Source organism: Pusillimonas sp. SM2304 (genome assembly GCF_031628915.1).
Classification (GTDB): domain Bacteria; phylum Pseudomonadota; class Gammaproteobacteria; order Burkholderiales; family Burkholderiaceae_B; genus Pusillimonas_C.
Genome location: NZ_JAVLUJ010000001.1, coordinates 1,760,517 through 1,773,512, shown reverse-complemented (window position 1 = coordinate 1,773,512; position 12,996 = coordinate 1,760,517). Strand labels below are relative to the sequence as shown.

The 12,996-nt window shown below is 62.0% G+C and carries 12 protein-coding genes; 7 read left to right on the top strand and 5 right to left on the bottom strand.

Translation table 11 applies throughout. The features are described from left to right. Positions 1–44: 44 nt before the first annotated feature. Complete coding sequence (locus RE432_RS08255) at positions 45–1,712, bottom strand: GMC family oxidoreductase N-terminal domain-containing protein (protein WP_310932837.1); 1,668 nt, start codon at positions 1,710–1,712, stop codon at positions 45–47. A gap of 99 nt (positions 1,713–1,811) precedes the next feature. On the opposite strand from RE432_RS08255, the gene RE432_RS08250 reads away from it, so the two are divergent. The 7 genes from RE432_RS08250 (at position 1,812) to kynA (ending at position 9,833) form a co-directional block, all read left to right on the top strand. Next, complete coding sequence (locus RE432_RS08250; RefSeq protein WP_310932836.1) at positions 1,812–2,729, top strand: LysR family transcriptional regulator; 918 nt, start codon at positions 1,812–1,814, stop codon at positions 2,727–2,729. A 70-nt stretch (positions 2,730–2,799) separates the two neighbouring features. Next, a complete protein-coding gene (locus RE432_RS08245; protein WP_310932835.1) occupies positions 2,800–3,315 on the top strand; it encodes a sigma-70 family RNA polymerase sigma factor in 516 nt (171 codons plus the stop codon). After that, positions 3,308–4,315: a FecR domain-containing protein gene (locus RE432_RS08240; protein ID WP_310932834.1), complete on the top strand. Its 1,008-nt coding sequence runs from the start codon at positions 3,308–3,310 to the stop codon at positions 4,313–4,315. Before RE432_RS08245 ends, RE432_RS08240 begins: the two co-directional genes overlap by 8 nt. 122 nt (positions 4,316–4,437) lie before the next feature. Further along, positions 4,438–6,933: a TonB-dependent siderophore receptor gene (locus RE432_RS08235; RefSeq protein ID WP_310932833.1), complete on the top strand. Its 2,496-nt coding sequence runs from the start codon at positions 4,438–4,440 to the stop codon at positions 6,931–6,933. A 107-nt stretch (positions 6,934–7,040) separates the two neighbouring features. Continuing rightward, positions 7,041–7,670: an arylformamidase gene (kynB, locus tag RE432_RS08230; protein WP_310932832.1), complete on the top strand. Its 630-nt coding sequence runs from the start codon at positions 7,041–7,043 to the stop codon at positions 7,668–7,670. A gap of 82 nt (positions 7,671–7,752) precedes the next feature. Further along, positions 7,753–9,009, top strand: a complete 1,257-nt coding sequence (gene kynU, locus RE432_RS08225; protein ID WP_310932831.1) for a kynureninase — start codon at positions 7,753–7,755, stop codon at positions 9,007–9,009. An 11-nt stretch (positions 9,010–9,020) separates the two neighbouring features. Beyond that, positions 9,021–9,833 (top strand): tryptophan 2,3-dioxygenase, encoded by an 813-nt coding sequence (gene kynA / locus RE432_RS08220; RefSeq protein ID WP_310932829.1) that lies wholly within the window; start codon positions 9,021–9,023, stop codon positions 9,831–9,833. Between the two features lie 48 nt (positions 9,834–9,881). Here kynA and RE432_RS08215 read toward each other — a convergent pair whose 3' ends face one another. The 4 genes from RE432_RS08215 to RE432_RS08200 form a co-directional block, all read right to left on the bottom strand. Then, entirely contained in the window at positions 9,882–10,268 is a 387-nt protein-coding gene (locus RE432_RS08215; protein ID WP_310932827.1) for a hypothetical protein, read from the bottom strand. Positions 10,269–10,329: 61 nt separating this feature from the next. Next, complete coding sequence (locus tag RE432_RS08210; RefSeq protein WP_310932826.1) at positions 10,330–10,977, bottom strand: TetR/AcrR family transcriptional regulator; 648 nt, start codon at positions 10,975–10,977, stop codon at positions 10,330–10,332. Positions 10,978–11,004: 27 nt separating this feature from the next. Continuing rightward, the gene (locus tag RE432_RS08205; RefSeq protein WP_310932824.1) at positions 11,005–12,216 is read right to left on the bottom strand and encodes an ABC transporter substrate-binding protein; all 1,212 of its coding nucleotides are present in this window, start codon (positions 12,214–12,216) and stop codon (positions 11,005–11,007) included. Positions 12,217–12,266: 50 nt separating this feature from the next. Continuing rightward, the gene (locus RE432_RS08200; protein ID WP_310932823.1) at positions 12,267–12,989 is read right to left on the bottom strand and encodes an SDR family NAD(P)-dependent oxidoreductase; all 723 of its coding nucleotides are present in this window, start codon (positions 12,987–12,989) and stop codon (positions 12,267–12,269) included. Positions 12,990–12,996: the final 7 nt, after the last annotated feature.

Below are 12,996 nucleotides of genomic sequence, written 5' to 3'. Positions count from 1 at the left end.
CCGCGTCCCCGCGGATGGCCGGCGCGAGCATAGCGGCCACCTGTTTATTGCCCGGCCAGAATCCAGCGCGCGGCCTTTTCGGCAATCATCAAGGTTGGGCTGTTGGTATTGCCGCTGGTGATGGTCGGCATGATGCTGGCGTCCACCACCCGCAGTCCGGCGACGCCGTGCACTTTCAGATGCGCATCCACCACCGCGGCGGGGTCGTCCGCCCTGCCCATTCTGGCCGTCCCCACCGGATGAAAAATCGTCGTGGCAATATCGCCCGCCAGCTTGGCCAGCTCTTCGTCGGTCTGGAACTGAACGCCCGGCTTGTACTCTTCGGGCTGATAGCCCGCCAGGGCCTCTTGAGCCACGATGCGGCGCGTGACGCGTAAAGAGTCGGCCGCGACTTTGCGGTCTTCATCCGTGCTCAGATAATTGGGCGCAATGGCCGGCGCATCGTCGGGCCGGTTGCTTTTGATCTGAACGCTGCCCCGGCTTTCGGGGTTCAGATTGCATACGCTGGCGGTAAAGGCGCTGAAGCGATGCAGCGGCTCGCCAAACGCCTCGAGGCTGAGCGGCTGGACGTGATACTGGATATTGGGGTAGGGGCGTGAAGGGTCGCTGCGCGTGAACGCCCCCAACTGCGAAGGCGCCATGCTCATGGGCCCGGTGCGCCTGGCGGCATATTCCAGCCCTATCATGGCCTTGCCCCACAAGCTGGACGCCAGGGCATTCAGCGTCTTGACCCCCTGCACCTTGAATACGGTCCGGATCTGAAGGTGGTCCTGCAAATTGCCGCCCACGCCCGGCCTGTCGGCCAGGACCTGGATGCCATGTTGCTGCAGCAAGGCGGCCGGCCCGATGCCGGATAGCTGCAGCAGTTGCGGCGTGCCGATGCTGCCCGCGCTCAGGACGACTTCTTTGTGCGCCTTAACGATGACCTCTTGCCCGCCGCGGCGCAGCTTGACGCCCGTGCAGCCAAGCCCGCCATCGGCCTGCGGCGCAATCTGCAGGCCCACTACCTGGGCCTGCGGCCACAAGGTAAAGTTGGGGCGCGACATGCACACCGGCCGCAGGAAAGCCTTGGCCGCATTCCAGCGCCAGCCATCCTTCTGGTTGACTTCGAAATAGCCAACCCCTTCGTTCATGCCCTGGTTGAAATCATCGCTTGCGGGAATGCCCGCCTGTTGCGCCGCCTTGGCGAAGGCATCCAGCACATCCCAGCGCAGACGCTGTTTTTCTACCCGCCACTCGCCATCGGCGCCATGAAAGGCGGAAAAATCCGCCCTTCCCGCGTCTTGCCCCGGTCTGGCTCCGCCATCCAGGCGGTAGTGGCTTTCATGCCGCTTGAAATCAGGCAGGCTGTTGTCCCATGACCAGGCCTGGTCGCCGACCAGCTCGGCCCAGTGATCGTAGTCGCGCGACTGGCCGCGCATATAGATCATGCCATTGATGCTGGAACATCCGCCCAGCGTCTTGCCGCGCGGATAACGCAGCACCCGCCCGTTCAGCCCCTGATCGGGCTCGGTGTTGTACAACCAGTCGGTCCGTGCATTGCCGATGCAATACAGATAGCCCACGGGAATGTGTATCCAGTGATAGTTGTCTTTACCGCCTGCCTCGATCAGCAGGACCCGGTTCGAGGGATTAGCGCTCAGCCGGTTGGCAAGAAGGCAGCCTGCCGTTCCCGCCCCCACGATCACATAGTCGAACTCCGCCTGGGACATCTTGTCTCCTTTATGCTTTGCGCCTAATGTAGCAACCGCCACAGGAAAAATCCACAGAGTATTTCTTGCATAAAATATAAGAAATACTAATAATGCAGCATGAACTTGCTCACCCTGGCTGCTTTTATCGCCGTGGCCCGCGAAGGAAGCCTGACGCGCGCCGCACAGAAACTGCACATCACGCAACCCGCCGTGGGGCTGCACATCAAGAACCTGCAGTCGCAGACCGGCTTGCGCCTGCTAAGCCGCACGGCACAAGGCATGCGCCTGACCGCCGAAGGCTCGGCGCTCTTGCCGCTGGCCGAAAAGGTACTGCAGGCCCAGTCGGCGCTCAAGGCCGCCGCGGCCCAACTGAGCAAGGAAATACACGGCAGCCTGCGCATCGGCACCATCCTGGACCCTGAGTTCACCCGGCTGGGCGCTTTATTAAAAGAACTATTGGGGTATGCGCGCCATCTGGAAATCGCGCTGGCACATGGCATGAGCGGCGAAGTGCTGCAGCGGGTCCAGCGTGAAGAGCTGGACGCCGGTTTTTACCTGAGCGTGCCGGGCGATGAACAAGCCGCCTCGCCCGCCCTGACCTGCAAGATCCTGACGGGGTTCACCTATAGCGTCCTGGCGCCGGCGGGCTGGGAAACACGTGTGCGCGACAAGGATTGGCATCAGTTGGCGGGCTTGCCCTGGCTCGCCACGCCGCCCGCATCGGCGCACCACAGAATGCTCGCCCAGGTCTTCGGCGCAGGCTCGCTGACCGGACTCGATGCGAATTATGTCGCCCTGGTCGACCAGGAAGCGTCCATGCTCGACCTGGTCAAATCGGGTGTCGGGCTGAGCCTGGTGCGCGACCACATTGCACTGCGTGAAGCGCAGGCCCACGGACTGGTGATCGCGAACGCGGTCAGCCTAGCCTGCGCACTGAGCTTTGTATGCCAGAGCAAGCGTGTGGACGACCCGCCCGTGGCGGCGGCGCTGCTGGCGCTGGAGCGGGTATGGCCGCACGCGCGGCAGGTCGGATAGGCAAGCTCTGCCTTTGTAACTATAATGCGACTAATTCGCATTATCAAAAACCGGCGCTGCCTACAGTTTTATGCCCACGACGGCCTCCTCTTCCCCGCAGGAAATCGAATCCTTCTACAGCAACCATCATGGTTGGCTGCGAGGCTGGCTGCATAGAAAACTGGGCAATGCCTTTGACGCGGCCGATCTTGCCCACGATACGTATGTGCGCATTCTGGCGGCCGGCAACCCGCCCGACGCCGGGCAGTCGCGCCGCCACCTGACCCAAGTCGCCAATGGCCTGCTGATCGATCTGTATCGCCGCCGCCGCATTGAAGCAGCTTATCTGCATACGCTCAGCCTGTTGCCGGAACCCGAAGCGCCGTCCGAAGAGGACCGGGCGCTGGTGCTTGAAGCGCTGATCGAGATCGACACGATGCTTCATCGCCTGCCGGACAAAGCGCGGCGCGCACTGCTGCTGTGCAAAATCGATGGCCTGAGCTATCGCGACATCGCAAAGCAATTGAACGTTTCCGTGTCCTCGGTGGAAAAATACATTGCCCGCAGCCTGCAAGCTTGCTACGAGACCCTGTACAGCAATGGATAAGCCGCTGTCGCCGGCCGCCCCGGGCGCAAGCCCGGCGCAGCAGCCGCCCATCGATACAGCCATCGTCCACAAGGCGGCCCACTGGATGGCGCGCCTGTGGGCCGATGACGCCGGCGAGGCCGACCATGCGGCGTGCCGCGCATGGCGTGCGGCGCATCCCGACCACGAGCGGGCCTGGCTGCGCCTGCAGGGGTTCGACAACAAGCTGCAAGAGGTCCCGCAACATGCCGCCACCGTCTTGCTGGAGCCCGCCGCCAAAGCGGCCTTGTCGCGGCGCCGCGCCCTGCAGGCGCTTGGACTGGCCGCGGTGACGGCTGCCACCCTGCCCGTCGTGTACAACAGCGAGGCCTGGCAGCGGGTATCGGCGGATTACAGCACCCGCACCGGCGAAATACGCGAGATCGTCCTGCCCGACGGCACGCGCATTCTGCTGAATACGGCCAGCGCCATCAATGTGCGCTTTGACGACGCCGCGCGCGAAGTCGCGCTTCGCGCGGGCGAAATACTGATCACCACGGGCCATGATCCGGCCGAGTCCGGGCGGCCGTTTATGGTCCGCAGCCGCCAGGGCCTGGTGCGTGCGCTGGGCACGCGCTTTACCGTGCGCCAGGATGAGGACGTCTCGCACGTCGCCGTGTACGATGGCGCGGTCGACATCCTGCCTGCGCATGCCCTGGCGCCGCCGCTACGGCTGGACGCCGGGCAGCGCAGCAGCTTTTCCGATGACCTTGCGCAGCCTGCGCTGGCCACCCTGGAAAGCGAATCGGCCTGGTCGCAAGGACTGCTGGTGGCCGAGAACATGCGTGTCCAGGACTTCCTGCACGAGCTGGGGCGCTATCGCACGGGGCTGCTGCGCTGCAGCCCCGACGTGGCCGACCTGACCGTTACGGGCGTGTTCCCGGTGACCGACACCGACCGCGCCCTGGCCAACCTGAAGCTGGCCCTGCCGGTGGCGCTGACCTATCGGACGCGTTATTGGGTCACCGTACACGCTCGCTGAATCCGGCCCCTCCACAAGCCTGCTGTTACAAAATAATCGGCCCTGGCGTTGAGGAATTCGATTTCTCTTTCGGAATACACCATAAGCAGAACAAAAATTTCCGAATTGACAAGGATACGTCCATGGCTTTGCCTTCAGCTCACCCCTTCACGCGCCTACGCCGGCAAGAGGCCCCCCTTTATCCCCTTTCGATTCTGGCGCAGGCCACGCTGTGCATGGGGCTGGCCCTGGGTGCTTTGGCCTGCGCGACGCCCGCCTGGGCGCAGGAAGCAGAACAGATCCAAGCCCAGCGCAACTATGACATTCCCCCCGGCGCCCTGGGCACGGTGCTCAATGCGTTCGCGCGCACAGCGGGCGTGGAACTGTCCGCCGCCTCGGCGTTGACGCAAGGCAAGCACAGTTCCGGCCTGCACGGCCGTTTTTCAGTGCGGGATGGATTCATGCAGATCGTGCAAGGCCATGGACTGCAGGTGATCCGCGGGCACAATGGCGCTTACTCCTTGCGGGCCGCACCGGTTTCGATCGGCGGCAATGCCTCGGTGCCGGCCCTGGCGCCCGTCACGATTCGTGGACAGATCGAGGACGCCTACGGGCCCGTGCCCGGCTTGACCGCAAGACGTACCGCCACGGCCACCAAGACCGACACGCCCATTCTGGAAGCCCCTCAGACAATCAGCGTGGTAACGCGCGACCAGGTCGAGATGCAGGGCGCGCAAACCGTGAACCAGGCGGTGGCCTACACGACCGGCGTCATTGCCGCCTTTGGCGGAACCGACAGCCGCTACGATGTCGTCAAGGCGCGTGGCGGCCTGTTCGTGCGCCAATACCTGGACGGCATCGTACTGCCTTTCAGCAGCTACAGCGTCTCGGTGCCCCAATTCGACCCCTACATGCTGGAACGCATTGAAATATTGCAAGGGCCTTCTTCGGGGCTGTTTGGCCAGACGACGCCGGGCGGCATCCTGAACATGGTCAGCCGCCGCCCCCAGGCCGAATCACAGCACGAGCTGTGGCTGCAGGGCGGGAACCTGAATGCGCGCAAGCTTGCCTTTGACTCGACCGGCCCGCTGGACGAGGATGAAAAGCTGCTTTACCGCATCACCGGCTTGGTCAATGACAGCGACGGCATGACCGACTATTCCGAAGAAAAACGCGCAATGATCGCGCCCAGCTTCACCTGGCGTCCTTCCGCCGATACTTCTTTGACCTTGCTGACCCATTACCAGCATGACAAGGTCATCCCGCAATACCAGGGCCTGCCGGCAAACGGAACCTTGCGCTATAACCCCAACGGCCCGTTGCCGCGCAAACGCTTCTCGGGCGAGCCATCGCATGAGCGCATGGACCGTGAACAATACGCCGTCGGGTATGCCTTCGAGCACCGCTTCAACGACATCTGGACGGTACGCCAGAACATGCGCTACACCAATGTGGACATCAATGCGCGCGGTACGCCGGGCTATATGCTGGGGGCCGACCAGCGCACCATGAGCCGTGTCGCCACCGAAGGCCAGGGCGAAGGCAGTATCCTGGGGATAGACACCCAGGCGCAGGCCAGTTTTGCAACAGGCGCGCTCAAGCACACGCTGCTGATGGGTCTGGATTACGTCAAGCAAAAGGACGACTACCGCTTCGGGTCCGCCCCTGTGGATGCCATCGATTTGTACAACCCCGTATACGGTATCCCCATCCCCGAGCTGACACCGCGCCTGAGCACGCTTCAAACCATGCATCAGACCGGACTTTACGTGCAAGACCAGATACGCACAGGCGGCTGGGTGCTGACCGCGGGGGGACGCTATGACCGCGTCAGTGCGGATACCGCCAACAGAATGGCGCGCACCAGCGCGCCCATGCGCGACGAGGCCTTCACGGGCCGCCTGGGCGTCAATTATGTATTCGACAATGGTTTTGCCCCCTATGCCAGCTATTCCACCTCGTTCGAACCGGTGGGCGGCACCGATTTCGCGGGCAAGCCGTTCGAGCCCATGACCGGCGAACAGTTCGAACTGGGTGTGAAATACCAGCCCGCCGGGTCCGACAACCTGGTCACGCTGTCTGTGTTCCAGCTTACGCAACAGAACATGCTGACGACCGATCCCGTGCCTGGGCGTGAATTTTTCAGCATCCAGACGGGCGAGGCCCGTTCGTATGGGGTCAACTTGGAAGCCAGGACAAGGCTATGGAACAACACCGACATCATTGGCGCCTACGCCTACACGCGCTCGGAAATTACCAAGGCGAACCCCGACACCACCGGCGCTTCGCTGAAGGGCCGGCCTTTGCCGCGCGTACCGCGCCACATGGCGTCGCTCTGGGTCAATCATGAGTTCGGCCAACAGATGCTGAACGGCCTGTCGGCCGGTGTCGGCGTGCGCTACATCGGAGAAAACCATGTGGACACGGCAGCCACCCTGCGCGTGCCCAGCGTCACGCTGTGGGATGCGGGCATCCATTACGATCTGGGCAAAGCCAATGCGGATCTGCGCGGATTCAAGTTATCGCTGACCGCAGCCAACCTGGCGGACCGCAAATACGTCAACTACTGCCTGAACGACCTGCAATGCTTCTATGGCCAGGGCAGGACGGTGCTGCTGAACCTGCGCAAGCAATGGTAAAGGCCGGCCACCCGGGCGCCCGCCTTTGACATACGGCTACCCAGGCCCCGGCAGATGGCGGTATCATGCAAAAAACGCATTCATCCTACGTCTGTTTACGCCTCGCCATGAAACGCCTCTGGGACATTTCACCGCCGATCTCCACCGCGTCGCCCGTGTTCCCGGGCGATACGGCCTATCGCCAGCAATGGACCTGGACACTGACAGACACATGCCCGGTCAATGTCAGCGAGATCGCCATGTCGCCCCACATCGGCGCCCATGCCGATGCGCCGCTGCATTACCAGAATGGGGCGCCCGCCATCGGCACGCTGGACCTGGACCCGTATCTGGGGCCCTGTCGCGTCATTCATGCACTGGATTGCGGCCCCCTGATCCTGCCGGAGCATCTGGCCCACGCCGCCAGCAAACTGCCGCCGCGCGTATTGGTTCGTACAGCCAGCCACGCCGCGCTGGACTGGTGGACCGATGACTTCTCGGCCTACGCGCCGCAGTCCATCGAATGGCTGGCCGAGCGCGGCGTCACGCTGATCGGCCTTGATACGCCGAGCATCGACCCCGCTTCCAGCAAGACCCTGGACAGCCACCAGGCCATACTGCGGCACGACATGCGAGTACTCGAGAACCTGCTGCTCGACGACGTCCCGCCGGGCGATTATGAACTGATCGCCCTGCCCCTGGCGCTGATCCAGGCTGATGCCAGCCCCGTTCGCGCCATACTGCGCGAACTCAGCTGAACCCGGCGCTGCGGCGCGGGGCTCAGTTGTTCCGGCCATGCCGGGCCGGGGCTGGATTGCAGCGTTTTTCAGGGATACAACAATGCAAGACAAGCAAACCTGCCTGGCACTGGATGCCCAGGACCCACTACGCGCACTGCGTGAACAATTCGTTCTGGATGAGGACGATATCTACCTGGACGGCAATTCGCTGGGCGCGCTGCCGCGCGCCACGACAGCGCGCGTGCGCCAGACCATCGAACAGGAATGGGGCGCCGGGCTGATCCGAAGCTGGAACACCGCCGGCTGGATAGATCTGCCGCAACGCGTAGGGGACAAGATCGCACGCCTGGTCGGCGCCGCAGCGGGAGGGTTGGTGGCTGCCGACTCCACCTCCATCAACCTGTACAAGGCGCTGTCGGCCGCCGCCGCCATCACCCAGGCCCAGGCGCCACAGCGCCGGCGCATCGTCAGCGAGCGCAGCAACTTCCCCACCGACCTGTATATTGCCGAAAGCGTGGTCCGCCAGTACGGCATGGAATTGATCCTGATCGAGCCCGACGACATCGCCGCGCACCTGGACGACCGGCTCGCCATATTGATGCTGACCCACGTCAACTACCGCACGGGCCGCATGCACGACATGGCCGCCATCACGCGCGCGGCCCACGATGCGGGAGCGCTGATGCTGTGGGATCTGGCGCACTCGGCCGGCGCTGTGCCGGTCGACCTGACCGCAGCCGACGCCGACTTCGCGGTCGGCTGCGGCTACAAATACCTGAATGGCGGCCCCGGCGCGCCGGCCTTTATTTGGGTCCACCCACGGCATGCCGACGGCTTCCGGCAACCCTTGTCGGGCTGGATGGGCCACGCGGCGCCCTTCGACTTTACCCCCGACTACCGGCCCGCGCCTGGCATCTCGCGCTATCTGTGCGGCACACCGTCTGTTGCGGGCTTGGCGGCGCTCGAGTGCGGCGTCGACACCGTGCTGGCCGCCGAACCCCTGGGCGGCATGCCCGCGCTGCGCAAGAAATCCTTGGCGCTCAGCAGTTTGTTCATCGAACTGGTGGAAAGCCGCTGCGCCGGACATGGCCTGGAGCTGGTCACGCCACGCGACCCGGCCCTGCGCGGCAGCCAGGTCTGCCTGGCGCGTAGCGAAGGCGCCTATGCCATCACCCAGGCCCTGATCGAACGCGGGGTCATTGGCGATTTCCGCGCGCCGGACATCCTACGGCTGGGCTTCACGCCCCTGTACACGCGCTATGTGGATGTCTGGAATGCGGTCGAACAACTGCGCCAGGTGCTGGACCGCGAAGCATGGCGCGAAGCGCGCTTCAACCGCCGTGCGGCCGTGACCTAAGGAGCAACGCCATGGAAAATCCACAGCTCGACTTCAGCCAGGACATGACTTACGGCGATTACCTGCATCTGGACCAGATCCTGAACGCCCAGCATCCCCTGTCGCCGGAACATAACGAAATGCTGTTCATCATCCAGCACCAGACCAGCGAACTCTGGATCAAGCTGATGCTGCACGAACTGCGCGCCGCCGTCGACAATATTGCCTGCGACCGTATCCAGCCCGCCCTGAAAATGCTGGCACGCGTCAGCAAGATCATGGAGCAATTGGTGCACGCCTGGGATGTGCTGGCCACGATGACGCCGCCCGAGTATTCAGCCCTGCGCCCCTACCTGGCCCATTCCAGCGGCTTCCAGAGCTACCAGTACCGCCTGGTGGAGTTCATGCTGGGCAACAAGAATGGGGCCATGCTCAAGCCCCATGCACACCGTTCCGACCTGTTGGCGCAGGTCGAGGCGGCCTACCAGGCGCCTTCCCTGTACGACGAATCGCTGCGCTTGCTGGCGCGTCGGGGATTGCAGTTGCCGGACAGCCACCTGCAGCGTGACTGGACCCAGCCCTACAAGGCCGACACGCAGGTCGAGCAAGCCTGGCTGGAGGTCTATCGCGCATCGGAGCGCCACTGGGAACTGTATCAGTTGGGCGAAAAGCTGACCGATCTGGAAGACGCCTTTCGCCTGTGGCGCTTTCGCCATGTGACCACGGTGGAGCGCATCATCGGCTTCAAACGCGGCACCGGCGGCACATCGGGCGTGGCCTACCTGCGCAAGATGCTGGATGTGGTGCTGTTTCCGGAACTGTGGGCCTTGCGGACCGACTTGTAGGCCGCTGCGGCGGACAAGGGCCCAGGCCGGGCGGCGGCGTCCGGCCCGCTATCCAAACAGCCCGCCCTCGTCCAGCAGCTCGAAGACAATGTTCACGTTCGCCGCCAGGCCGCGCCGTATGGCCGCGGGAATCGATGCCCGTACTTTGCGGCACAGGCCCGGCCTGGCTTGCACATCGATCTGCAAGCCCATGACTGTGCGCACTTCATTCTGGCCGGCGCTGACGTCCACGACCACGCCCAGTTGCTTGTAGATCAAGGCCTGCATGTGACGCAGATCGGCAAGGCTGGTCAAATGCTCCAGCCGCTGGATCAGCCGCTTTTCTTCTTCGCGCGTCAACCACAGCACCCGTATATCGCTATCGGGACTGGACAGCAACTGTTCCCGGTCGCAGATACAGGTGCCCGGCGGGCACGCCGTGCGCAGGTTGGGCATGGCTCGATAACATCGTCAAGTTCGAATAAGCCTATTCTACGATGCTGGTGGCGCTGAGCCACTATTTGATAAATACACCCCCACACAACAACTTGGAATAAACACCAATCAGGCGATCCATCGTGAACTTGCCTGTATCAATATAGTTGCTCTGTATCATGGTAGATAAGTAACTGCGCATCCCCATCAGCATGAAAACAAGCACATCCAGCTCATCGGGCGAATAGCCTTGGATTTCTCCGTTCTTCAGGCCCTTGAGCAATGCCCTTCGGTATCCTTCGTAAAAATGCCGAAAGTGCTGATGATAGGCCCTAGGCGCGAAGACCTCTGCCTCGTTAAGAATCCGCAGGAATCCAGGTGTCTTGCGGCAAAAATCAAAATAGGCAGAAATACGCTCCTGCTCGCGCTTGACTCCAACCGATGTATCGCTGATCTGTGCACGAATGTGGGCGAGCAGACGCTCGCCCAGCACCGGCAGTAATTGATCGAATAGATCTTGCTGAGTAGGAAAGTAGTTGTAGAACGTTCCACTTGCTATCTTGGCGCGCGCGGCGATCTTGGCGACGGACGCCCCCGCATAGCCCTGTTCACCCACGACCTCGATCGCAGCGGTAAATATCGCGCGGCGAGTGTCCTCTTGCTTATCATGCCTGTTACGCTTGATTTTGACGAGGGATGTGTCGGCACGAGCGGAAGGTGTCGCAGTCATTGGAGTTCAAGCCAGAACACAAAGGCCTTATTTAACCAAAGGACAACCACCGTCGGCAAGCGGGCGAAATACTTCATCGGCCGGAATGGTCGCAAGAAGCTTATAGTAATCCCACGGGCCGGTGGACTCCGCCGGCGTCTTGACCTGGAACAGGTACATCGGGTGAATCTTCCTGCCATCAGCGCGAATCTCGCCCTGACCGAATAGCGGGTCATCGGTAGGTGTTTTCTTCATTTCCTCGACGACACCAGCACCGTTCTGCTTATCCTTAAGGGCGGCAACCGCCTTCAAGTAATGCATGGCGCCTGCGTAAACGCCTGCATGCACCATTGTCGGCATGGTCCCCCCGCTTTGCTCTGCGAACCGTTGGGACCATTTCCTTGTGCCATCATTCAGGTCCCAATAGAACGGCCCCGAAAGGGTAAGCCCCTGAACCGAATCCAGTCCCAATGCGTGGACATCCGAGATAAACATCAACAATGCCGCAAGCCTCTGGCCTCCCGCGGCAACGCCGAACTCCGAACTTTGCTTGACCAGAGACACCAAGTCGCCTGACGAAGTGGCCATCCCGATAATCTGTGCCCCTGACGACTGCGCCTGAAGGATATACGAGGAATAATCGGACGTGCCGAACGGATGCAGCACCCGCCCCAAGACTTTTCCGCCGCCTTCTGTCACGACCTTGGCGGTATCTTTTTCCAATGAGTGGCCAAAGCTATAGTCCGACGTGATGAAATACCAGGATTTGCCGCCCTCTTTCACCAACGCGGAGCCGGTGGCATTAGCCAGCGCCCAGGTATCGTACGTCCAATGCACAGTATTCGGCGTGCATGCCTTGCCGGTCAAGTCAGTCGTGCCGGGACCCGAACCAATAAACACCTTGTTCTTTTCCCGCGTCACGGCATTCACGGCCAGCGCGACCGACGAGGTTTGCACATCGAGGATGGCATCGACGCCATCCTGGTCGTACCAACGGCGCGCCGTGGCCGCGCCAATGTCGGCCTTGTTCTGGTGGTCGGCGAAAATCACCTCGACTTTCACGTCCGGGTGCGCCTTCTGGAAGTCTTCGGCGGCCAGGCGCGCGGCAACGATCGAACCTTTTCCGCCCAGTTCCGCACCGATACCCGATAGATCGTTCAGCACGCCCAGCTTGACCGACAGCGGCTCCTGCGCATGGACCGATCCGTGAGCCGCTGCCATCATGATGATGGCCGATGCAATGAGTTTTCTTTTCTTCATACTTGTCTCCGTTTACCTATCAATGACTTATGTGAACCACCTGAATTCGGCTACGAAAATATCAACCCGCCGTTGATGTCCATCACCGCGCCGCACATATAACTGGAAGCGGGCGTGCACAGAAAGCAAATGGGCCAGGCAATCTCTTCCGCTGTCCCCATCCGTTGCACCGGCACCTTGCTCGCTGAAAAGGGTTGCCCTGCCAGCATGTCGGTATCCACGCTGCCGGGGGCCACACCGTTGACGACCACACCATGCGCGGCGCCCCTTTGCGCGAACCACCTGACCAGCGCATGGATGGCTCCTTTCGAGGCGACATAATGGGGACCTGCCTGCATGCCGCCCATTCGTCCCGACGCAGACCCGACGAAAACGATTGTGCCGCTGCCGCGTTGGCACATATCTTCAAAGTAGGCACGCAAAATATTCAGCGCCCCTTTGACATTCACGGACATGACATGCTCGAAAGCACTGTCCCATTCTTCGGACATCCAATCGTCAAAGGGCAGTATGCCCGCCGCAAGGACTAGCCCGTCGATGACGGGAAACGCCTCTTTTAGCAGGGCTACCGACTGCCTGTCCGACACATCGCAGCGGAAGAAGCTGGCGGAGCCGCCCACTTCCCGGAGCGCATGGCCTGGAATGGGCGTTTTGTCGCATAGCACGACAGAAGCGCCCTGCTGCGCAAGCGCTTTGCTCGTCGCCCAACCAATGCCTCGCCCCGCCCCCGTGACAAGAATTGTTCTCCCGCTCAGGTCAAATCTGTTTTCCATTGTTCTT